The organism is Dryocola mayonis (assembly GCF_051307045.1).
In the GTDB taxonomy this organism is placed as follows: Bacteria; Pseudomonadota; Gammaproteobacteria; order Enterobacterales; family Enterobacteriaceae; genus Dryocola.
Map to the genome: position 1 here is coordinate 3,930,310 of NZ_CP150452.1, position 22,513 is coordinate 3,952,822.

Consider the following 22,513-nt stretch of genomic DNA (forward strand, 5'->3'; position numbering starts at 1 on the left):
AGCGATCGGGCAATCTGAAGGATGATGGGTAAAATCGCAACGCCACAGAAATCTTATGCAGTTTCTGATATTCTTGCGGCGAATTTGCATTATTAACCTGAGGCTTTACATCGTTTATGTCAGGCTGGCCAAGAATTTACTACAAATTACTTAATTTACCATTAGGCGTTCTGGTAAAGAGCAAGTCCATACCGGCAGATCCGCAGGCCGAGCTGGGCCTGGATACCACACGCCCTATTATGTACGTTCTGCCTTATAACTCTAAGGCGGACCTGTTGACGCTGCGCGCGCAATGCCTTGCACACGATCTGCCCGACCCGCTCGAACCGCTGGAGATAGACGGGGCGATTTTGCCGCGCTATGTCTTTATCCACAGCGGCCCGCGGGTCTTCACTTATTACACGCCGAAAGAAGAGTCGATCAAACTCTTCCACGACTACCTCGACCTGCACCGCAGCAATCCAAACCTGGATGTGCAGATGGTGCCGGTTTCGGTGATGTTTGGCCGCTCTCCGGGACGCGAAAAAGGCGACATCAACCCGCCGCTGCGTATGCTGAACGGCATACAGAAATTCTTCGCGGTTTCCTGGCTTGGCCGCGACAGCTTCGTGCGTTTTTCCGCGCCCGTCTCCTTGCGCAGAATGGCCACCGAACACGGCACCGACAAGCGCATCGCGCAGAAACTGGCCCGCGTGGCGCGTATGCACTTTGCCCGTCAGCGTTTAGCCACGATTGGCCCGCGTCTGCCGGTACGTCAGGATCTGTTTAACAAGCTTCTGGCCTCCAAGGCTATTGCCCGCGCCGTGGAAGACGAAGCGCGCAGCAAGAAAATCTCCCATGAAAAAGCCCAGCAGAACGCCGTTGCGCTAATGGAAGAGATTGCGGCGAACTTCTCTTACGAAGCTATTCGTCTGACGGATCGCGTGCTGGGGCTGACGTGGAACCGCCTGTATCAGGGCATCAACGTGCACAACGCCGAACGCGTGCGCCAGCTGGCTCACGACGGCCATGAAATCGTTTATGTGCCCTGCCACCGCAGCCATATGGACTACATGCTGCTGTCCTACGTGCTGTATCACCAGGGGCTGGTGCCGCCGCATATCGCCGCGGGCATTAACCTGAACTTCTGGCCGGCAGGCCCGATTTTCCGCCGCCTGGGCGCGTTCTTTATTCGCCGCACCTTTAAGGGCAGCAAGCTCTACTCTACCGTATTCCGCGAGTACCTCGGCGAGCTGTTCAGCCGCGGCTATTCCGTGGAGTATTTTGTCGAAGGCGGACGCTCGCGAACCGGCCGTTTGCTGGATCCAAAAACCGGCACGCTGTCGATGACTATCCAGGCGATGCTGCGCGGCGGCACGCGTCCGATTACGCTGGTGCCGATTTACATCGGCTACGAGCACGTAATGGAAGTGGGCACCTACGCCAAAGAGCTGCGCGGGGCGACTAAAGAGAAAGAAGGCTTTATGTCGATGCTGCGGGGCTTAAGCAAGCTGCGTAACCTTGGACAGGGCTATGTTAACTTCGGCGAACCTATGCCGCTGATGACCTTCCTTAACCAGCGCGTACCGGAATGGCGCGAGGCTATCGACCCCATCGAAGCCGTGCGTCCGGCGTGGCTTACGCCAACGGTGAATGAAATCGCCGCCGAGCTGATGGTGCGTATCAACAACGCAGGGGCGGCAAACGCCATGAACCTGTGCTGCACCGCGCTGCTGGCTTCGCGCCAGCGTTCTCTGACCCGCGAACAGCTGACGGAACAGCTCGACTGTTATCTCAACCTGTTGCGCAATGTGCCGTATTCGCCGGATGCCACCGCGCCGGAGCAGAACGCAGACGCGCTCATTGAGCACGCGCTGCAGATGAATAAGTTCGAAGTGGAAAAAGACACCATCGGCGACATCATCATCCTGCCGCGCGAGCAGGCCGTGCTGATGACCTACTACCGCAACAACATCATGCATATGCTGGTGCTGCCTTCGCTGCTGGCGGCGATCATTACCCAGCATCGCCATATCAACCGCGCCGAACTGCTGCGCCAGGTGGAAGTGCTTTATCCGATGCTGAAGGCGGAGCTGTTCCTGCGCTGGGGTAAAGAAGAGCTTGCCGCAGAAATCGACGCGCTGATTAACGAGATGGCGCGCCAGGGCCTGATGACGGTAAGCGGCGAAGAGGTGCAGATTAACCCAGCGCGTTCCCGCACCCTGCAGCTTTTGGCCGCGGGCGTGCGCGAGACGCTGCAGCGTTACGCCATCACCTTCTGGCTGCTGAGCGCCAATCCCTCCATCAATCGCGGCACGCTTGAACGCGAGAGCCGTACCGTGGCCCAGCGTTTGTCTATGCTGCACGGCATCAACGCGCCGGAGTTCTTCGACAAGGCGGTCTTCACCTCGCTGGTGCTGACGCTGCGCGATGAAGGCTATATCAGCGATACCGGTGACGCAGAGCCAACCGAGACGATGAGGGTCTACCAGATGCTGGCGGATCTGATTACCTCAGACGTGCGCCTGACCATTGAAAGCGCGACGACGCAGATAGCGGTGGAATCAGTGGAGTAAAAGAAAACAGGCGGGGAAACCCGCCTGTTTTTTTATGGCCGTCAAAAGCGCATTAAGCTTGATGCCAGGCCGATAAACAGCACCAGCCCAACGTAGTTATTATTGAGGAAGGCTTTAAAGCAGGCGTCGCGATCGCGGCCGGCGATCAGCCTTTGTTGATAAATAAACAGCGCGCCCGCAAGACCGATGGCGCAATAAAACGCCCCGCCCAGCCCGTTCAACCAGCCAATCAGCGCCATTAGCGCCATGACCACCACCTGCAAAATACCGATGATCAGCTTGTCATAGCGGCCAAAGAGGATGGCGGTGGATTTAATGCCGATCTTAAGGTCGTCATCCCTGTCGACCATGGCGTACTGGGTGTCATAGGCTACCGCCCAGCAGATATTGGCAAGGAACATCAGCCAGCAGCTTAGCGGCACGCTTTCGCTTACGGCCGCGAACGCCATCGGAATGGACCAGCCAAACGCGGCGCCCAGCACCACCTGCGGCAGATGCGTGTAGCGTTTCATAAACGGATACGTCCAGGCCAGCGCAAGCGCCGCTACCGACAGCAGGATGGTCATGGTGTTTAGCATCAGCACCAGCAAGAACGAGAGCAGCACCAGCAGGACAAAAAGAACGCGGGCCTCTTTCTCGTTTACCGCTCCGCTTGGCAAAGGGCGGTGGGCCGTGCGTTTTACGTGGCCGTCGAATTTACGATCGGCATAGTCGTTTACCACGCAGCCGGCGGCGCGCATCATCCAGACGCCAGCGATAAATATCGCCAGAATCTTCAGCGGCGGCACGCCGGGCGTCGCCAGCCACAGGGCCCACAGCGTCGGCCAGAGCAGTAAAAGCGATCCGATAGGCTTATCCAGCCGCATCAGGCGCATATACGCCTGGAACTTTCCTTGTGGCAGACTCGACTCCATTATTTTTCCTCTTCGTAAAACGGAGATGCGGGCAGAAACAGTTCCGTGAGCAACAAAGGCTTATCGGACAGTCTCAGGCGGGAACGACGCCCCCACAGCTCCGCGCTGCGGCCAATCTGAATAAAATCGCGTGTCAGGGTAGACGAACTAAAAAGGTAGCGCCCAAGCGGCGTGGTTCCCAGCTTCTGTAAAGCCAACTCGGGGCCGTCGAGCGTGGTTTCAGGCACGACGGTGCGGCCGACAAGCCAGGGCACGCCGTCGCCGCATAACACTATTTCACGTAACCAGTAGCGCTGCGCCGGGGGAAGCAGCTCAGCTTCGGGCAGCTGCTCGTTAGCGGCCACAAAGCCTTCGCGTAGGATGTCGACCGTGACCCGCGAGCAGTGCTGTTCAAAGCGCTTCGTCATTGAGTCTTCAAGCAAAAGCCAGTCGAGAAAAGCGGCGCTTAACCCATCAGGGATTTCAGCGAAGAAACTCAGGGCGCGCAGTTGCGATAGCGCCTCAGGCATGGGGAATTCTCCGATACATAACTTAGGGTCATTGTAACGCAGAATGGGTACAACGTGGCAGGCAAAGCGCAACAATGGCGCAACATAGCGGGGCGTGAATAAAAAAAGGGTGCACCACGAGGGCGCACCAATCTTACAAGCATCAGCACTGTGGGGAAACTGTCACCCCTTGCCTTTTACACTGCTGATAAAAGTTTTACGGGCGGAGGTAGAACCCAGACGCTCGGCTTCATTCAGCAGTTTCAGGGCCTTATCGACATCCCCTTTATCCACGGCTTGCTTGATGGCCTGGTTATAGTAGCTTTCCGTGTCGTTCAGAATAGGTTCGCTTTTCTCGGCCGGCGCGGCGGCCGGCGCCGCGTAGGTAGCAGCCGGTGCCGGAGCGGCATAGGCCGTTGCCGGAGCGGCGGTGTTGCCCACGGTAACCGGGTCCGGACCTGAAGAGCCAAAGAGCGGGCCGACTAAAATGCTGGAGCCGGACGAGGTCGAAGCGCGCAGTTTCAGCGTGCCCGTTGTGCCATGGGTGGCAATCGGATCGGGAATGTCAGGGATCGCATTACCGTTTCCTTTGGCGTACGCCTTGGCTGGATCGACCATCGTGGTGGTCTGTTGCGTGTCTTTACTGGTGGTGAAGACCAGTAAATAGAGTTTTTGCTGTCCCAGCGCAGGCGTTAGCTTAAATGTTCCTTCCAGACGGTTATCCGACATGACGCCGGGCTCCTGGTAGGTGAAGAAGCTGCTGGGGAAGTACGCCGCCGGCTTGAGGTTCTGATCGAGAACTAAAACGTTCGGCGCGAAGACCGTATTTTGCTCGACCTGGCTTGTGAGGGTAATCGTCAGTTCGCCAATATTAGCCGGAACGCTATAAGCCGCCACCGGGCCGGTAATTTCACCTGCGTTCACCGACTGTCCGCCGGTCGCAAGGTTTGTGGTATGAACTTTATTCTGGCTGACCGGCGTCCACTGCAGCTGTTGGAGCGTCGAGGCCGGAATGGCCGGCGCAGCGCTGAGGTCCTGCGGCACGATATTCACGTCAGCCAGGCTGATGCCGGGCACTGCTGCGAGCAACCCTGCGGATAAGCAGAGCGCGAGGAGACTTTTTTTCATTTTCATTGTTATAAACCTCGAACTGGAGACGGTGGACGGTAGCCAGGCAATAGCGCGTTCCACCTGAAACGGATTTAGGCATACAAGGGTAATAACGAGGGGTTCGGTAGCGAACCCCTCATGTTCAACACATCAGATCAGAGCGTGATTACCACCAGATTTCCATCTGGGCGCCGAAGGTGAACTCATCGTCGTCGCCGCGGCTGGTAGAGAAGTTACCGTTACCGGAAGAGTCGGCGATTGCGAAGCGGGTTGCGTTGCCGTTACCGTCTTTCGCATAGCCCCATTTCTCATCCCACTTGGCGTAGGTTGCGAAGACGCGCAGCGCCGGACGGGACCAGATGCTGTCGCCTGCCTGCCATTGTTGTGCCAGGGTAATTTTGTACTGGCCGTTGCGATCGCCAGTTTCCTGGGACTTAACGTTGTCGTAACCGACTTCCAGCAGGGTGCTCATGATTGGCGTCCATTTGAACATTGGACGCACGCCCACGGTGTACCATTCGGTCCCCTGGTTATCATCCATATCCAGGTTCTGGTACATACCGACGTACATCAGATCCCAGCGGTCGGCCAGGGTAACGGCGCCATGATCGATAACGCGAATCATGTGGCCGTCGTTGTTTACGCTGCCGCCTTGCGCCTGGCCTTTGCCCTGCGAGGTCATGGAGTCGGTTGCGTACTGAACAACAAACTTGTTGTAGCCTTTCAGCATGCTCTGGGTATGTTCGATAGTACCCATCCAGCCGTCTTTAGACGCGCCAGGCTGCAGGTAGTAGTCGTCAGGAATGTTGGTGTGGCCGTAGTCAACGCCCAGTTCCAGCGTGCCGCCCGGGTTAGTTTCCAGACCGGCCCAACGCACGTCGAAGACGTCGTTTGGTACGTCGTTGTTATAGGTGCGCTCGCCGGTTACCGGATCGCGATCGCCAAAGGCTGAAGAACCACCGGATTCGTCAGAACGGGTGGCGGCAAAGGAAAGTTTACCCGCGCCAACGTCAATGTTTTCAAGACCGGCACCAGGACCTGAGATATCCCAGTAGTAGAAGTCGATCATGTGAACGTCATGACGCTGATAGAAGCGCTTACCGGCCCAGATGTTGGCGCCCGGCAGCGAGTCAATCAGGTTTTTACCGACGACGTTAAATTCACGAATTGCCGGGGTGTTGGTATCTTCCCAGTCGTTTAACTGAGGAGAGTTATAGGCAATGTTGGAGTCGAAGTAGAAGCTCTTATCGCCTTCTTTCCAGACTTCCTGACCTAATTTAATTTCCGCATAGGTTTCGCACTCGTTACCCAGACGATATTTAGACTGAGCACCGGTTGCCTGGAAACATTCCTGCGGGCCGCCGCTACCGGTCCAGCCGATACCAGAACGGGCATAACCGTGGAAATCCACAGCCAGTGCCTGAACAGACATAACGCCTGCTGCTACGGCAACCGCCAGTGGGAGTTTGCGCAGAGTAATCATTATTCTATCTCCTGAGATCATTGCTTTTCTTTTTTATGGGAGTGCTTAAACGCCTGGCTCTTGATGCAGCCGACGACACGCGGTGCCATCCTCACGGAACAGATGGCAACGCTCTGGCGGCAGGCCAATAGCGAATGTGGCACCCTCTTTTACCAACACCACGTCATTCTGGCGGTAGACCAGGTTCTGACGAATGGCGGGGATTTGGATGTGAATCTGAGTTTCGTGACCGAGCTGCTCTACCACCTGCACTTCACCTTCAAGCGTGACGTCGGCGATATCGCTCGGCAGCAGATGCTCCGGACGGATGCCAAGAGACATATTGGCGCCCACCTGGACCTGACTACTTTCCACCGGCAGCCAGACCTGCTGGCGATTCGGTAATTCAACCTGGACCTGATCGATTGCTGTGGCAGTCACTTTTACCGGCAGGAAGTTCATCTTTGGCGAGCCGATAAAGCCCGCGACGAAACGATCTGCCGGGTAGTGATAAAGTTCGAGCGGTTTTCCTACCTGCGCCACACGGCCTGCGTCCAGCACCACAATCTTGTCGGCGAGCGTCATGGCTTCTACCTGATCGTGGGTGACGTAAATCATGGTGCGCCCAAGGCGCTTGTGCAGACGGGAGATCTCGATACGCATCTGCACGCGCAGCGCCGCATCGAGGTTGGAAAGTGGTTCATCGAGTAAAAACACTCGCGGTTCAGCAACCAGCGTGCGGCCAATCGCGACACGCTGACGCTGGCCGCCGGAAAGCGCTTTAGGACGGCGGTCAAGCAGGTGCGCAAGCTGCAGGGTTTCAGAAACCTGATTGACCCGCTGGCTAATTTCGTCTTTTTTGGCGCCGGCCAGCTTCAGGCCGAAGGACATGTTTTCCGCCACGGACAGGTGCGGGTAGAGCGCGTAAGACTGGAACACCATCCCGATGCCGCGTTCAGCAGGCGGCACGTCATTCATTCGCTTTCCGCCGATAAACAAATCACCACTGGTCACGGTTTCCAGGCCGGCAATCATACGCAGTAAGGTGGATTTGCCGCAGCCTGACGGCCCGACAAAGACCACGAACTCACCTTCCTGGATATCCAGGTTGATATCTTTCGATACCACCACATCACCCCAGGCTTTTGTGACGTTCCGCAGCTGTACGCTTGCCATGCACTTCTCCCTTTATGACTACATGTTGCCAACCGAGTGGTGCTGCCAACAAAGAGGTAAATCAAGATGTGTCGGACTATGAACGATTCATACATTTCGTAAATCCTCCGCCCCCACGCTTTTTTATGGGGGAGGAGGCGGGAGGATGAGGGAAGGCATTCTGCAACCGGTTGCAGGCGCCGCAAGAGATTTTCGTGATCCTGGTTTCAAAATTCCGTGACCTTTTATGTGCTCCAGGACACATAACTGACAGTTATGCAAAGCAGATCACAGATAACAGGGGTGGGGCGTAGAGCGAGGGAGGATGAGAAGCGCTTGTCATCTCCGCAGACTGGCATCCGTAACGCCACTACCTTGTTGTATCTACGCGCAAACCACCACTCAAAAGGATGGGACACATGAAAATTAAAACCGGCGCCCGCATTCTCGCCCTGTCAGCTTTGACGACGATGATGTTTTCCGCCTCTGCACTGGCAAAAATTGAAGAAGGTAAACTGGTCATCTGGATTAACGGCGACAAGGGCTATAACGGCCTGGCTGAAGTCGGTAAGAAATTTGAAAAAGATACCGGCATCAAAGTGACCATCGAGCATCCGGATAAGCTGGAAGAAAAATTCCCGCAGGTCGCGGCGACGGGCGACGGTCCGGACATTATTTTCTGGGCCCATGACCGTTTTGGTGGCTATGCGCAATCTGGCCTGCTGGCCGAAATCACCCCGGACAAATCTTTCCAGGACAAACTCTATCCGTTTACCTGGGACGCGGTTCGCTATAACGGCAAGCTGATTGCTTATCCGGTAGCGGTTGAAGCGCTCTCGCTGATTTACAACAAAGATCTGGTGCCAAATCCGCCGAAGACCTGGGAAGAGATCCCGGCGCTGGATAAAGAGCTGAAAGCGAAAGGCAAGAGCGCTTTAATGTTCAACCTGCAAGAGCCGTACTTCACCTGGCCGCTTATCGCCGCTGACGGCGGCTACGCCTTCAAGCTCGAAAACGGCAAATATGACGTAAAAGACGTCGGCGTGGACAGCAAGGGCGCGAAAGAAGGCCTGAGCTTCCTGGTTGACCTTATCAAAAACAAACACATGAACGCCGATACCGATTATTCCATCGCCGAAGCCGCCTTTAACAAAGGCGAAACCGCGATGACCATCAACGGTCCGTGGGCGTGGTCCAACATCGATAAGAGCAAAATCAACTACGGCGTAGCCCTGCTGCCAACCTTTAAAGGCAAGCCGTCCAAACCGTTCGTTGGCGTGCTAAGCGCGGGCATTAACGCCGCCAGCCCGAACAAGGAGCTGGCGAAAGAGTTCCTGGAAAACTACCTGATGACCGATCAGGGCCTGTCCGAAGTGAATAAAGACAAGCCGCTGGGTGCGGTTGCGCTGAAATCCTTCCAGGATCAGTTAGCAAAAGATCCGCGTATTGCCGCCACCATGCAAAACGCCCAGAAAGGCGAAATTATGCCTAACGTTCCGCAAATGGCTTCCTTCTGGTATGCGGTGCGCACTGCGGTAATCAACGCAGTAAGCGGCCGTCAGACCGTCGATGCCGCAATGAAAGACGCTCAGGGACGTATTACCAAGTAAAAAAATGGCGGGTGGCGCAAGCTTATCCGCCCTGCGTAACCCGTAGGGCGGATAACCGGCCCGCCATCCACCGCTTAAGACGTTGTAGAGGTAGAGGAAGACCCCATGGATGCAGTTAAAAAGAGCCGCTGGTGGCAAAACGCGTGGCTTAAAAGGGCGGTGGTCGGGCTATTAGCCCTGCTGGTCGGCTATCTTGTCGTTTTAATGTACGCCCAGGGGGAGTACCTGTTTGCCATTATGACGCTGATTTTAAGCTCAATTGGCTTATATATTTATGCGAACCGCAAGGCTTACGCCTGGCGTTATGTTTATCCGGGCCTTGCCGGGATGGGGCTGTTCGTTCTGTTCCCGCTTGTCTGCACCATCGCCATTGCTTTTACCAACTACAGCAGCACCAACCAGCTCACTCAGGAGCGCGCGCAGCAGGTGCTGATGGACCGCCAGTATCAGGCGGGCAAAACCTTTAACTTCGGCCTTTATCCGGCGGGGGATGAATGGCTGCTGGCGCTTACCGACGGCGAAAGCGGCAAGAATTTTATCTCTGATAAATTCAGGTTCGGCGGCGAGCAGCATCTGAAGCTTAAAGAGGTCGACGCGCTGCCTGCGGATGAAAAAGCCAATCTGCGCGTGATTACGCAAAACCGCCTGGCGCTGACGCAAATTACCGCCGAAATGCCGGACGCCAGCACCTTAATTATGAGCTCGCTGCGCCAGTTCTCCGGCACCCGTCCACTCTATACAAAGGGCGATAACGGCGAGTTGACCAACAATCAGAGCGGCGTGAAATACCGTCCGAACAACGACATTGGCTTTTATCAGTCGGTTAACGCCGACGGCAACTGGGGTAACGAGCAGCTAAGCCCCGGCTATACCGTCACCATCGGCTGGAAAAACTTCCTGCGCGTTTTCCATGACGAAGGCATTCAGAAGCCGTTCCTCGCTATTTTCGTCTGGACGGTGATCTTCTCGCTGTTAACGGTGGTGCTGACCGTAGCGGTAGGCATGGTGCTGGCCCTGCCTGGTGCAGTGGGAATCCCTGAAGGGCAAAGCGATTTATCGCGTGCTGCTGATTCTGCCTTACGCGGTGCCGTCGTTTATCTCCATCCTGATTTTCAAGGGCCTGTTCAACCAGAGCTTTGGTGAAATCAACATGATGCTCAGCGCGCTGTTCGGCATTAAACCGGCCTGGTTTAGCGACCCGACCACCGCGCGCTCGATGATTATCATCGTCAACACCTGGCTGGGCTATCCGTACATGATGATTCTGTGCATGGGCCTGCTCAAAGCGATTCCGGACGACCTTTACGAAGCCTCGGCGATGGATGGCGCCGGCCCGTTCCAGAACTTCTTTAAAATCACGCTGCCGCTGCTGATTAAGCCGCTGACGCCGCTGATGATTGCAAGTTTTGCCTTTAACTTTAACAACTTCGTGCTAATCCAGCTGTTAACCAACGGCGGCCCTGACCGTCTGGGCACCACGACGCCGGCCGGCTATACGGATTTACTGGTGAGCTACACCTACCGCATCGCCTTTGAAGGCGGCGGCGGCCAGGACTTTGGCTTAGCCGCGGCTATCGCGACGCTTATCTTCCTGCTGGTCGGTGCGCTTGCGATTGTTAACCTGAAAGCCACCCGCATGAAGTTTGATTAAGGAGCGATATCATGGCCATGGTTCAACCCAAATCTCAAAAGCTGCGTCTGTTTACTACGCATCTGCTGTTGCTGCTGTTTATCGCAGCGATCATGTTCCCGCTGCTGATGGTTATCGCCATTTCCCTGCGTCCGGGCAACTTCGCTACCGGCAGCATCATTCCCGACCAGGTTTCCTGGGAGCACTGGAAGCTGGCGTTAGGTTTTAGCGTCGAACACGCCGACGGGCGCGTTACGCCGCCGCCGTTCCCGGTCATGCTGTGGCTGTGGAACTCAATTAAAATCGCGGTGATTACGGCAATCGGCATCGTCGCGCTGTCCACGACCTGCGCCTACGCCTTCGCCCGCATGCGCTTCCCGGGTAAAGCCACGCTGCTCAAAGGCATGCTGATTTTCCAGATGTTCCCGGCGGTGCTGTCGCTGGTCGCGCTGTACGCGTTGTTTGACCGTCTCGGCCAGTACGTTCCTTTTATCGGTTTAAACACGCACGGCGGGGTAATCTTCGCCTATCTTGGCGGCATCGCTCTGCACGTGTGGACCATTAAAGGCTATTTCGAAACCATCGACGGCTCGCTTGAAGAAGCGGCGGCGCTGGACGGCGCGACGCCGTGGCAGGCCTTCCGTCTGGTGCTGCTGCCGCTTTCCGTACCTATTCTGGCGGTGGTGTTTATTCTGTCGTTTATCGCCGCGATTACCGAAGTGCCGGTGGCCTCGCTGTTATTGCGCGATGTAAACAGCTATACCCTGGCCGTAGGAATGCAGCAGTACCTCAACCCGCAAAACTACCTGTGGGGCGACTTTGCCGCAGCGGCGGTGCTGTCCGCCATCCCGATTACCGTGGTCTTCCTGCTGGCGCAGCGCTGGCTGGTAAGCGGCCTGACGGCCGGCGGCGTAAAAGGTTAACGTTTTATCCCTGAAAATTTGCTTCACATTGCTGTAATGCCACTGCAACCCTCAACTTGACCTCGTATCATTTCCGGCGGCCTTCGGGCCGCCATTTTTTTCGCCCAGATTATTCCCGCTTCAGCCGGCTGCTGTTGCACAGCCACAGGGTGATCACCAGCAGCAAAATCGCGCCGGAATAGATAAGCACATCCAGCGGCTGCTTGTGGTCAATGATGATCAGCCGGACGATGGCGGTAATGCCGATGTAAATAAAATAACGCAGCGGGAAGTGGTAGCCGGACTGGAAATATTTGACGATCAGGGCGATAAATTCGAAGTAGAGGAAGTAAACCACCAGCCCCTCGATAAACAGGTATTTGCTGGCCTGCTCGCTGGGGGTGAACAGCACGTTGGCAAGGTGCAGGGTTTCTTTGCCAAGGAAGATGATGAGGATCAGGCCAAGGGTCAGCAGGCCCAGATTCAGCACCGTCTGTAAGACGGTGGAGATCAGCTCAACGCGGGCGATAGTCGTCATAACAGCACCTTCAGGTTGGGGTCCCGAAAGGCTGTTATACGTTGAAAATGTGATCTGGATCCAGATTATTTACTTATATAAGCCGCTCACGCGGCAGGGTTAAGCGTGAAGGCTCCAACCGGGTTTCTTTACCCGGTCGGAGCCATCCGACAGAACTAGCGGAAATTCAGGCTTCGGTCGCTGGTCATGCTGTAAAGATCGAACTTGCGGCCCAGCATCTGTCCGCCGTCACGCGTAAGCGGCGTCCAGCCGATCTGCGCGCGGCTGCGGGTTGGTGAAGAGGTGAAAATGTCCAGCGGCACGTTCACGTAGAACCCTTTGGTGAAGTCCCCTTCCCCGTACTCCTGCTTGGAAACGTTGGTAATGGTGGCGTAGGTCCCCACCACGATGCCGCTGTCGAAGCGTTTGGAAATCTCCAGCGTGCCGCCCTTATCTTTTGCCAGATACTGGCCGACGCTTAGCTTCACCAGCACGTCATCGGCGAACGGCGGCGTCCAGTAGCCCGTCAGATGGCCCGTTGGCGCGCTGTAATCGGTAAATTTCATCATGTCCTGCGCGCTGCGCCAGTCACGCTGTTTGACGTAGTTCGCGTTGGCCCCGATGGCCCAGTTGCTGTCCACCGGACGGTAAAGCACTTCCGCCCCCGCCCCGCCGTACATGGTTTCCAGGTAGCCGCCGTAAACCTGCCCGTACCAGCTGTTGCCCAGATACTGGAAGTAGTTGGCCTGCAGGTTGTTCACGTAAACGTCGTTTTCAACATAATCACGAACGTGGGTACGCACGCGCGGCAGGGTCGAGTCGTTTGGCGGATTGGTGTAGTTGAACTTGTCGTAGTTGTTCGCGAGGTTGGCGAACACGCTGCCGGTGGTCAGCAGGTGATCGGTAACCCACCAGTCGGCGGTCCCCATCACCCCAACCTGATACATGTAGAAGCTTTCCGGCCCGCCGACGGACTGGTTCAGCACCGGGTTAAGGGAGAAGTTCACGCTGGACTTATCGATGTAATAGCCCTGCTCGGTTTTCTGGGGCACCACCGGCTCAACGCGCTTTTGCACCAGCTGCGTTTCGTGTCCCAGCGGTTCGCCTTCCAGATGACGACGAAGGCTTGAGACGTCTGTTTCCGTGGTGACCTGCGGCATGTTCAGCCGCGTTTCGGTGATGCGGATGGTGCGGATATTCTCCGGCAGGTCGTTCATCACGATGCGGTTCGCGCGCTCGATGCCTTCACGGGAATCACGGTATTTCACCTGTTCGCCGGTCACATACATCGTGTCGCCTTTCACCTGAATATTCGGATTCGCAAAGCCGGCGTTGTATTTCAACAGCGTAAGCTGGTTGGCGACAACGTTGTGCTGCAGGATTTCGTCCTGCGGATGCGGCTGGTATTGCGGGCGACGATTGTCGTTGTAGCCCGGACGCAGGTCGTTAAAGTTGGTGCGTAGCGTCACGCCAAACATAAAGGTGTTGCCGCGCTCATAGCTGACGTTAACGTCGGCCCAATCGGTCAGGCGATAGATAGCGCCGACGTTAAAGTTGCTGCGCTGTTCGAGCCTGCCGGCAAAGTCCTGGGTGTAATTATTGCCTTCATACTCAAGCTTCAGGCGCAGCGGCTGCCATGGCGTCTGATATTCGATGCCGCCAAACAGCGAGGCCGGGCCGTGGAACATGCCGCCAAAGTCGAACGAGCCCGCCTGGCTGTAGCTGTTGTCGCGATAGCAGAAGCTGTTGCTGGCTTCGCAAAGCGGGTTTTTCACGTTACCGCTGGTGCCCATATAGCCCCAGCCCATGCCGAGGGAGAAATCAAACGGCCCCCAGGCTTTGTTCGCCACCACGTACTCGCCGTCAAACAGGCCGGTCCCGCCCAGGTCCCGCGTGCCAACCGCCACCTGCGGCAAATAATAGCCCTCTTCCCACAGGCGCACCTTCAGGTCAAAAGCCTTATCTTTATAGGTCTGGTCGCCGGAAAAGGCCTCTACCGGGCTGTATTTTTTGGTACGCACGTCGGTATAGCGCAGGGTTGTTTCAAGCCATGGAAAGAGCTGGATCGAGGCGGAGTAAAAGCGGTACTGATCGTTATCGCGATAGTTCGCGCTGAACTCCCCGGTCGGCGCCATGCGTGCGGTCGGCGTTTGCAGCAGGGCCTACGCCACCAAAGTCAGACTGCGACGGGCCAACGGGCGCCGGAAAAGTTTCGGCATGGCAGGCGGAGGCAACGGCCAGCGCCAGCAGGCTGTAGAGATATTTTTTTTTCATCAATCCGGTATCCGATGGCTCAGGGAAGTAAGGATTTGCTGGTTCAGTTTATTGAATTCAGAATCGAAAAGGCGGTCGGAAAAACCGACAAAGATAATGCTGCCCGGCAGTAATTCCACATGGCGCTTATTCCACCAGGCAACCGGCGCTTTTTCAGTTTTGCCATCGGGATAAACTACCCAGGCGAAGCTGCGGTCGGCGCCGCTGAGCGTATTTACCCCTTCCAGGTATTCATCCACGCTGCGTCCGGCAACGAAGGGTTTTACCCCCGGCGAACTCACCAGCCCCATCAGGGTAATGGTCGTCGGCTGTGGGCCGGCCCACAGGCTGTACTCCCCCTGCAAAGGCACGTTGGCGCGCGGGCGCACGCGCACCCAGTCAGGATCGAGATCGACAAACTGCCGCCCCGTCACTTTAACGGCCTGCAGCTGCTGGCGTAGGCTGTTGATAGCCGCCGCATCGTCGCCGTCTTCCCGGGCGGCAAGGCCGCTCAGGCCTGATAATAATTTCTGCTGCTGCAGCTCAGCCGCCGCAGAAGCCTGCCGCTCGCTGATGACGGCTCCCGGCCACCATGCCTGGCTGAGCGAGGGCTGCGAGACTAAATCCGCCAGGCGCTCGACGCCGGTGAAATTCTCCGGCGGCTGCCGGCTGCCGGAATAAACGGTCACGTTTCCTGCTGCGTATAAAAAAGAGCTGCTAAGCGTTAATAACAGCGCGAGGGCTTTTATTTTCATTCTTTTGCCGCCTTCAACAGAACCGTAGTAATCGGCCAGTAGTCCGGGCCAAGATATTGTTTTGACTGACGGATATGGCCTTCATTATCCACCCAATAACGGTTGCTCCAGCTTTTCCCCGCTGCGGTGACCTCTTCGTTGAGCACGCGAACCGGCGTCACGCTACTGCCTACTTTCAGCGTGTCGCTGCCGTCCCAGCTGAAGGTGGACCGCGCGGTGGCCATGCGCACCTGCTGATGTTCGGTCCAGGCCATCTGTCGCGTCCAGCCTGCGCCGTCGGGAATCTGGTTCACCTTCGCCAGCGGGTCATCGGCAAGATTAGTGACCTGCTGGAGGTTGTCGCCAAGGCCGACGGTCTTCACCACGCGTCCGTTCCGGGTGGCGATCGTCGCCCGATCCTGGGTAACCCACTTCTGCTGGCCGTTTTCGTCATAGGGCCAGCACCACAAACAGCTGCGGGCCGTTGTTGATGCTCATGTACTGGCTGGCGTAGCGCATATTCTGGATGTCATCGTCGGTGAGCTGCACGCCGTCATCGCCCGCGATGCTGTGCCACAGCGAAGAGCCGAGGCTTTTGGTGGTGGCGGAACAAGCCTGAAGTAACAGGCAAACAAGAAGGATTGAGAGTCGCTGCACGACGTGTCCCCGAAGGCTAAATAACCACACCGAAGTGTGGTTAGGATTAAAGCACCGGTGAAATTACTGGGTGCTGGTCGTCGTGGTCGTGGTAGTCCCGGTATTAGAACCGTCGCCACCACCGGTTGCAGCTAACGCTACCCCCACCGCTGACCCGACAGTGCTGGCGCTGGTCGCAGTAGAACTTCCTGCGGACACGCTCGTTGCCTGCGCGCCGGCCGCCTCACCCACTGCAACAGGGTCGGCACTCGCCGCGCCGGCCGCTGCCAGCGTGAATATGGCTAAAGCGCCATAAATAACTTTCTTCATAACAATTTCCCTTCATTGAATGAATGGAGATTTGCCCGAAAGGGTTTCAGGCGGGATCGAGTATACACAACGAGAGATGACAATCAGGACAATGGGGAAATAGAGAGGGAGTTTTAAGATAAGTGGTAAAAATAACCATCAAGCCATTATTTAATGAAATTCAAAGCATTTAAAAACAGCAAGTTAAGATCAATATAAATAAAAACTATGATCTAATAAATCTGAAAATAACCCTGATTAACTATCGGGGTAAGGGCGTTTTTAGGAATAACCTCAGCAGGCGTAAATTACGAATATAGGGCAGCAAGGGGATTAATCTCATAAATAAGCCGGCGCGCTGGCCGGCTTATTTCTTTAGGCGCTTAGCTTATTACGCACGCCAGGATTTATAACGGTTAATTAAGCCGTTAGTCGAGCTGTCGTGGCTGCTGATTTGTTTATCGTCGCCCAGCTCCGGCAGAATGCGGTTTGCCAGCTGTTTGCCCAGCTCAACGCCCCACTGGTCAAAGGTGAAGATATTGAGGATAGCGCCCTGCGTGAAGATTTTGTGCTCATACAGCGCAATCAGCGCCCCCAGGCTGAACGGGGTGATTTCACGCAGCAGAATGGAGTTGGTCGGGCGGTTGCCTTCAAACACTTTGAACGGCACGACGTGCTCCAGCGTTTTTGGATCTTTGCCCTGATCCGCATATTCCTGCTCAACCACATCGCGGGACTTGCCGAACGCCAGCGCTTCAGTCTGCGCGAAGAAGTTAGACAGCAGCTTAGGATGGTGGTCGGAAAGCGGGTTGTGCGTGGTCGCCGGCGCGATGAAGTCGCAAGGAACCATTTTGGTGCCCTGGTGGATCAGCTGGTAGAACGCGTGCTGGCCGTTGGTGCCCGGCTCGCCCCAGATGATTGGGCCGGTCTGGTAGTCCACCGCGTTGCCGTTACGGTCAACGTATTTGCCGTTGGACTCCATGTTGCCCTGCTGGAAGTAGGCGGCAAAACGGTGCATATACTGGTCGTATGGCAGAATCGCTTCGGTCTCGGCGCCGAAGAAATTGTTATACCAGATGCCGATAAGCGCCAGCAGCACCGGCAGGTTCTGTTCCGCCGGGGTAGAAGCGAAGTGTTTGTCCATCGCGTGCGCGCCGCTTAGCAGCTCGACGAAGTTGTCATAGCCCACGGACAGAATGATGGACAGGCCCAATCGCCGACCACAGGGAGTAACGGCCGCCCACCCAGTCCCAGAATTCGAACATGTTTGCGGTGTCGATGCCGAACTCGCCGACCGCCTTCGCGTTGGTGGACAGCGCGGCGAAGTGTTTCGCCACGTGCTTGTTGTCGCCGGCGGTTGCCAGGAACCAGTCGCGCGCGCTGTGGGCGTTGGTCATGGTTTCCTGGGTGGTGAAGGTTTTGGACGCAACCAGGAACAGCGTGGTTTCCGGATCGACATTTTTCAGCACTTCGGCGATGTGGGTGCCGTCGACGTTAGAAACAAAGTGCATATTGAGATGGTTTTTATAAGGACGCAGCGCTTCGGTCACCATGAACGGGCCAAGGTCAGAGCCGCCGATACCGATGTTCACCACGTCGGTAATGGCTTTGCCGGTGTAGCCTTTCCAGCTGCCGCTGATAATGCTTTCAGAGAAGGTTTTCATCTTCTCAAGCACGGCGTTCACTTCCGGCATGACATCTTTGCCGTCAACCACGATTGGGGTATTGCTACGGTTACGCAGCGCAACGTGCAGCACGGCGCGGTCTTCGGTACGGTTGATTTTCTCACCGTTGAACATCGACTTGATGGCGCCCTGCAGATCGGTCTCTTTCGCCAGCGCCTGCAGCTTAGCGAGGGTGTCTGCGGTAATGCGGTTTTTGGAGTAGTCCACCAGCATCAGGTCGTCGAACGTGGCGGAGAATTTGCTAAAGCGATCGGCATCCTGCGCGAAAAGTTCGCCGATGGTGACGTCTTTCATTTCGTCAAAATGCGCCTGTAAGGCCTGCCATGCAGCGGTCTGCGTTGGGTTGATATTTTTCATAGCGTTACCCTTTTGATTTGAGAACTGTGACTGCGGACAATTGTATATCCACAAAACGGTATTTGTGATGATTTTTGTGTCGGCGTCGCGCACAGAGCTAAATCTGCTGGAAAAACGGCAAAAATAGACGCGATTATAAGTCCTGTTACTGTTTACCCGCGGCGTATGAAAAATCCGCATAATCCCGGCGTTGACAGCACCCCGCGCAGCTCTTATTTATGGGGGCGGTAGTTGCGCCTGGTCCGGTTGTTCATCCTGCCTTTGTGCCATGGTCGCTATTTTTTATTCCCTGACCCGAGAAAGTTATGTCCCAGACAGTAGTAGCCAAATTTGGCGGTACCAGCGTTGCTGATTTCGACGCCATGAACCGCAGCGCCGACGTTGTGCTCGCCGATGAGAACGTCCGCCTGGTTGTTCTTTCCGCTTCCGCGGGCGTCACCAACCTGCTGGTCGCGCTGGCCGAAGGGCTGGAGGCAACGGAGCGTTTCGTGAAGCTCGACGCCATCCGTAAGATTCAGTACGACATCGTCGAGCGCCTGGCTAACCCGCAGATCATTCGCGAGGAAATTGAACGCCTGCTCGAAAACATCACCACGCTGGCAGAAGCCGCCTCGCTTGCTACTTCTAACGCGCTGACCGACGAACTGGTTAGCCACGGCGAACTGATGTCCACCCTGCTGTTTGTCGAAATCATGCGTGAGCGCAGCGTGGATGCGCAGTGGTTCGATATTCGTAAAATCATGCGCACCAACGACCGCTTTGGCCGCGCCGAACCGGACATCGCCGCTCTGGCGGAGCTGACCGAACAACAGCTGCAGCCGCGTCTGGCGCAGTCAATCGTGATTACCCAGGGCTTTATCGGCAGCGAAGAAAAAGGGCGTACGACTACCCTTGGCCGCGGCGGCAGCGACTATACCGCCGCCCTGCTGGGTGAAGCGCTGCACGCAGGCCGCGTGGATATCTGGACGGACGTGCCGGGCATCTACACCACCGACCCGCGCGTAGTGCCGACCGCCAAACGCATCGACAAAATCGCTTTTGAAGAAGCGGCGGAAATGGCGACCTTCGGCGCGAAGGTGCTCCATCCCGCGACCTTGCTGCCGGCGGTACGCCATGAAATTCCGGTGTTTGTCGGATCCAGTAAAGATCCGAAAGCGGGCGGCACGCTGGTGTGTAACGAAACGGACAGCCCGCCGCTGTTCCGCGCCATCGCCCTGCGCCGCAAACAAACCCTGCTGACGCTGCACAGCCTCAATATGCTGCACTCACGCGGCTTCCTGGCCGAGGTGTTCAGCATCCTGGCGCGGCATAATATTTCAGTCGATCTGATAACCACCTCAGAAGTGAGCGTGGCGCTGACGCTGGACACTACCGGCTCAACCTCTACCGGCGACAGCCTGCTGACCACCTCCTTACTCACCGAGCTTTCGTCCCTGTGCCGCGTGGAGGTGGAAGAAAACCTCGCGCTGGTGGCGATAATCGGCAACAAGCTCTCCCAGGCCTGCGGCGTGGGCAAAGAAGTGTTTGGCGTACTGGATCCCTTTAATATCCGCATGATTTGCTACGGCGCATCCAGCTACAACCTGTGCTTCCTGGTGCCCGGCAACGACGCGGAGCAGGTGGTGCGCAAGCTGCATCATAATCTGTTTGAATAAAACCGCAGTACATGCGATGAATACCAGATGCCGGGCTCGATCCCGGCATTTTTATAACCAGAAAAAACACAACATACATCTGCAAGGATCTCGTTATGCTCGCGACATTAACCCGGCTCTTCCCGCTGTGGGCGGTGCTGCTCTCCGTACTCGCTTATTACACGCCCGATACCTTCACCCCCATCGGCCCCTGGGTCAGCACGCTTTTGATGCTGATTATGTTCGGCATGGGCGTACACCTGCGTATCGACGACTTTAAACGCGTGCTTTCGCGCCCGGCTCCCGTAGCGGCAGGCACGTTCCTTCATTATCTGATCATGCCGCTGGCGGCCTGGGTGCTGGCGAAGCTGTTCCATATGCCGCCCGATCTTTCCGCCGGGATGGTGCTGGTGGGCAGCGTGGCGAGCGGAACGGCTTCCAACGTGATGATCTACCTGGCCAAAGGCGACGTCGCGCTTTCGGTAACCATCTCTTCCGTTTCCACGCTGGTCGGCGTGTTTGCCACGCCGCTGCTGACAAGGCTTTATGTTGACGCGGACATTAAAGTGGACGTAATGGGCATGCTGGTCAGCATCCTGCAAATCGTGGTGATTCCTATCGGGCTTGGTTTGATTGTTCATCACCTTTTCCCGCGCCTGGTAAAACGAGTGGAGCCTTACCTGCCCGCGCTTTCGATGGTTTGCATTCTGGCGATTATCAGCGCCGTGGTGGCGGGCAGCGCAGGCAATATCGCCTCCGTGGGCCTGATGGTCATCGTCGCGGTGATTTTGCATAACGGCATCGGCTTGCTGAGCGGCTACTGGGGCGGACGCCTGTTTGGCTTCGACGAGTCAACCTGCCGCACGCTGGCTATTGAGGTGGGCATGCAGAACTCGGGCCTTGCCGCGACGCTTGGGAAAATCTATTTCTCACCGCTGGCCCGCCCTGCCTGGCGCGCTGTTCTCGGTCTGGCATAACCTTTCCGGCTCGCTGCTGGCGGGCTACTGGTCCGGTAAGCCTGTTGATGAGAAAAAAGATAAGCCTTTGAAAAAACGTCGCGCCTGAAGAAGAAAAAGCCCGGGAAACCGGGCTTTTTTATAAGACCGCCCGAAGCGGGTGATTTTTACTGAGCTTGGGAGGGCTTTGCTTTACACTGTGGGCTCTTTCCTTACGAGGTCGCAACGATGTCCACAGCAAGACTGACACAGCAAGACATGACGGAAAGTGAGCAACGCGAACTGAAAACGCTGCTCGACCGCGCGCGTATCGCGCACGGCCGCCCGCTGACCAACTCAGAAACCAACCACGTCAAAAAAGAATATATCGACAAGCTGATGGCCGAGCGCGAGCTTGCCGCCAAAAAAGCCCGCGCGCTGAAAAAACAAAAGGCTTTTAAACCTGACCCATCCGCGACCTTTTCGTGGTCGGCTAATACCCACACGCGCGGAAAACGCTAGCTAGCGCCCCTTCTTCTTGCGTCCTGGCTGGGCAAAGCGTTTGCGTGAGGCCAGCTCTGCCGGGGTTTTTGCCGCGCTTTTAGGCCCCTTAGCAACCAAAGGGTTTTTCGCCGCGACGGGCTTCGCCTTCGGCTTTTTGGCAGGCTTCGCCTCGGAAGAAGAATTCTCAATCAGCTTAAACAGCTCGACCAGCTCGTCGTCGGTTAAATCTCGCCATTCTCCCGGCGGCAGCCCTTTCATGCTGACGTTCATAATGCGGGTACGCTCAAGCTTTGTGACTTCATAACCGAAGTGTTCGCACATGCGGCGGATCTGGCGGTTAAGCCCCTGCACCAGCGTAATACGAAACACAAAGGGCGCTTCTTTCTTCACCTTGCATTTTTTGGTCACGGTGCCCAGCATCGGCACGCCCGCGCCCATGCCGCGGATAAACTCGTCGGTAACAGGTTTATTTACCGTCACCACGTATTCCTTTTCGTGGTCGTTGCCGGCGCGCAGGATTTTGTTCACCAGATCGCCATGGTTGGTCAGAAAGATAAGCCCCTGGGAATCTTTGTCCAGGCGGCCAATCGGGAAGACGCGCTTGCTGTGATTCACAAAATCGACGATGTTGTCTTTCTCGCCGTCTTCGGTAGTGCTCACGATGCCCACGGGCTTGTTCAATGCGATAAGCACGAGGTCGTCTTCGCTGCGGGGCTCAATTAGCTGACCGTTGACCTTCACCACGTCGCCGGCAAATACCCGATCGCCAATCGCGGCTCGCTTGCCGTTAATAAAAACGTTTCCCTGTTCGATATAACGATCGGCGTCGCGACGGGAGCAAATACCGCTCTCGCTGATGTATTTGTTCAGACGTACAGATGAGTTGGTCAGCATGGTTCCTCCGTAAAAAAACGGACTATACCTTACCCTTCGGGCGTTGCGAACAGGGGATACTTACTTTGTCCGTATCTCTCGAGGCGTCTCGCACAAACGGCAACGGCCTTGCGTCCTGCTTTGCAGATTTAAATTGCCGCTCCTGTTCAGGCGCCAATAACGTTGGGGATTGAGCTGGCGGCTAAGACGCCATAATAAGATTGGATTTAAGGGAACGCGGGCGACAAAA

The 22,513-nt window shown here is 56.2% G+C and carries 14 protein-coding genes and 5 pseudogenes; 7 read left to right on the forward strand and 12 right to left on the reverse strand.

The features are described from left to right. Positions 1–116 precede the first annotated feature (116 nt). A complete protein-coding gene (plsB, locus tag WLO32_RS19025) occupies positions 117–2,555 on the forward strand; it encodes a glycerol-3-phosphate 1-O-acyltransferase PlsB (protein WP_435946547.1) in 2,439 nt (812 codons plus the stop codon). A 41-nt stretch (positions 2,556–2,596) separates the two neighbouring features. On the opposite strand, the gene ubiA is transcribed toward plsB, so the two are convergent. From ubiA to malK, 5 genes are all read right to left on the reverse strand, one after another. Then, on the reverse strand, positions 2,597–3,469 hold the full coding sequence (gene ubiA, locus WLO32_RS19030; protein ID WP_435946548.1) for a 4-hydroxybenzoate octaprenyltransferase: 873 nt from the start codon (positions 3,467–3,469) through the stop codon (positions 2,597–2,599). Beyond that, positions 3,469–3,978 (reverse strand): chorismate lyase, encoded by a 510-nt coding sequence (ubiC, locus tag WLO32_RS19035; RefSeq protein WP_435946549.1) that lies wholly within the window; start codon positions 3,976–3,978, stop codon positions 3,469–3,471. The genes ubiA and ubiC overlap by 1 nt, the downstream gene beginning before the upstream one ends. Before the next feature lie 162 nt (positions 3,979–4,140). Beyond that, positions 4,141–5,091: a maltose operon protein MalM gene (gene malM / locus WLO32_RS19040; protein WP_435946551.1), complete on the reverse strand. Its 951-nt coding sequence runs from the start codon at positions 5,089–5,091 to the stop codon at positions 4,141–4,143. Positions 5,092–5,233: 142 nt separating this feature from the next. Continuing rightward, positions 5,234–6,553 (reverse strand): maltoporin, encoded by a 1,320-nt coding sequence (locus WLO32_RS19045; RefSeq protein ID WP_435948343.1) that lies wholly within the window; start codon positions 6,551–6,553, stop codon positions 5,234–5,236. Positions 6,554–6,595: 42 nt separating this feature from the next. Beyond that, entirely contained in the window at positions 6,596–7,705 is a 1,110-nt protein-coding gene (malK, locus tag WLO32_RS19050; protein WP_435946552.1) for a maltose/maltodextrin ABC transporter ATP-binding protein MalK, read from the reverse strand. A 398-nt stretch (positions 7,706–8,103) separates the two neighbouring features. Here malK and malE point away from each other — a divergent pair, with 398 nt between their 5' ends. From malE to malG, 3 genes and pseudogenes are all read left to right on the forward strand, one after another. After that, on the forward strand, positions 8,104–9,294 hold the full coding sequence (malE, locus tag WLO32_RS19055; protein WP_435946554.1) for a maltose/maltodextrin ABC transporter substrate-binding protein MalE: 1,191 nt from the start codon (positions 8,104–8,106) through the stop codon (positions 9,292–9,294). A gap of 105 nt (positions 9,295–9,399) precedes the next feature. Next, a pseudogene (malF, locus tag WLO32_RS19060) lies at positions 9,400–10,945 on the forward strand (maltose ABC transporter permease MalF). Between the two features lie 11 nt (positions 10,946–10,956). Further along, positions 10,957–11,847 carry a maltose ABC transporter permease MalG gene (gene malG / locus WLO32_RS19065; RefSeq protein WP_435946556.1) on the forward strand — a complete coding sequence of 297 codons (891 nt, stop codon included), beginning with the start codon at positions 10,957–10,959 and terminating at the stop codon, positions 11,845–11,847. Positions 11,848–11,956: 109 nt separating this feature from the next. On the opposite strand, the gene psiE is transcribed toward malG, so the two are convergent. From psiE to pgi, 6 genes and pseudogenes are all read right to left on the reverse strand, one after another. Next, positions 11,957–12,364: a phosphate-starvation-inducible protein PsiE gene (psiE, locus tag WLO32_RS19070; RefSeq protein ID WP_167614355.1), complete on the reverse strand. Its 408-nt coding sequence runs from the start codon at positions 12,362–12,364 to the stop codon at positions 11,957–11,959. A 155-nt stretch (positions 12,365–12,519) separates the two neighbouring features. Continuing rightward, positions 12,520–14,617: pseudogene (locus tag WLO32_RS19075) on the reverse strand (YjbH domain-containing protein). Continuing rightward, positions 14,617–15,351 carry a capsule biosynthesis GfcC D2 domain-containing protein gene (locus WLO32_RS19080; RefSeq protein WP_435946557.1) on the reverse strand — a complete coding sequence of 245 codons (735 nt, stop codon included), beginning with the start codon at positions 15,349–15,351 and terminating at the stop codon, positions 14,617–14,619. The pseudogene WLO32_RS19075 and the gene WLO32_RS19080 overlap by 1 nt, the downstream one beginning before the upstream one ends. Beyond that, positions 15,348–15,987: pseudogene (locus WLO32_RS19085) on the reverse strand (YjbF family lipoprotein). Before WLO32_RS19085 ends, WLO32_RS19080 begins: the two are co-directional and overlap by 4 nt. Positions 15,988–16,050: 63 nt before the next feature. Further along, on the reverse strand, positions 16,051–16,296 hold the full coding sequence (gene yjbE / locus WLO32_RS19090; RefSeq protein ID WP_121266729.1) for an exopolysaccharide production protein YjbE: 246 nt from the start codon (positions 16,294–16,296) through the stop codon (positions 16,051–16,053). Positions 16,297–16,666: 370 nt separating this feature from the next. After that, a pseudogene (gene pgi / locus WLO32_RS19095) lies at positions 16,667–18,317 on the reverse strand (glucose-6-phosphate isomerase). Between the two features lie 305 nt (positions 18,318–18,622). Here pgi and lysC point away from each other — a divergent pair. From lysC to WLO32_RS19110, 3 genes and pseudogenes are all read left to right on the forward strand, one after another. Next, entirely contained in the window at positions 18,623–19,972 is a 1,350-nt protein-coding gene (gene lysC / locus WLO32_RS19100; protein WP_435946559.1) for a lysine-sensitive aspartokinase 3, read from the forward strand. A gap of 95 nt (positions 19,973–20,067) precedes the next feature. Next, positions 20,068–21,016, forward strand: a pseudogene (gene panS, locus WLO32_RS19105) (ketopantoate/pantoate/pantothenate transporter PanS). Between the two features lie 119 nt (positions 21,017–21,135). Then, positions 21,136–21,408, forward strand: coding sequence for a DUF3811 domain-containing protein (locus WLO32_RS19110; protein WP_435946561.1), 273 nt, complete (start codon positions 21,136–21,138; stop codon positions 21,406–21,408). Here WLO32_RS19110 and rluF read toward each other — a convergent pair whose 3' ends face one another. Continuing rightward, the gene (gene rluF, locus WLO32_RS19115) at positions 21,409–22,284 is read right to left on the reverse strand and encodes a 23S rRNA pseudouridine(2604) synthase RluF (RefSeq protein ID WP_435946562.1); all 876 of its coding nucleotides are present in this window, start codon (positions 22,282–22,284) and stop codon (positions 21,409–21,411) included. It lies immediately after the preceding gene. Positions 22,285–22,513: the final 229 nt, after the last annotated feature.

Coding starts and splice junctions, on each gene's coding strand:
- yjbE (WP_121266729.1), bottom strand. CDS start 16,296: ATGAAGAAAGTTATTTATGGCGCTTTAGCCATATTCACGCTGGCAGCG.
- rluF (WP_435946562.1), bottom strand. CDS start 22,284: ATGCTGACCAACTCATCTGTACGTCTGAACAAATACATCAGCGAGAGC.
- WLO32_RS19080 (WP_435946557.1), bottom strand. CDS start 15,351: ATGAAAATAAAAGCCCTCGCGCTGTTATTAACGCTTAGCAGCTCTTTT.
- lysC (WP_435946559.1), top strand. CDS start 18,623: ATGTCCCAGACAGTAGTAGCCAAATTTGGCGGTACCAGCGTTGCTGAT.
- malG (WP_435946556.1), top strand. CDS start 10,957: ATGGCCATGGTTCAACCCAAATCTCAAAAGCTGCGTCTGTTTACTACG.
- malM (WP_435946551.1), bottom strand. CDS start 5,091: ATGAAAATGAAAAAAAGTCTCCTCGCGCTCTGCTTATCCGCAGGGTTG.
- malK (WP_435946552.1), bottom strand. CDS start 7,705: ATGGCAAGCGTACAGCTGCGGAACGTCACAAAAGCCTGGGGTGATGTG.
- WLO32_RS19110 (WP_435946561.1), top strand. CDS start 21,136: ATGTCCACAGCAAGACTGACACAGCAAGACATGACGGAAAGTGAGCAA.
- psiE (WP_167614355.1), bottom strand. CDS start 12,364: ATGACGACTATCGCCCGCGTTGAGCTGATCTCCACCGTCTTACAGACG.
- plsB (WP_435946547.1), top strand. CDS start 117: ATGTCAGGCTGGCCAAGAATTTACTACAAATTACTTAATTTACCATTA.
- ubiA (WP_435946548.1), bottom strand. CDS start 3,469: ATGGAGTCGAGTCTGCCACAAGGAAAGTTCCAGGCGTATATGCGCCTG.
- ubiC (WP_435946549.1), bottom strand. CDS start 3,978: ATGCCTGAGGCGCTATCGCAACTGCGCGCCCTGAGTTTCTTCGCTGAA.
- malE (WP_435946554.1), top strand. CDS start 8,104: ATGAAAATTAAAACCGGCGCCCGCATTCTCGCCCTGTCAGCTTTGACG.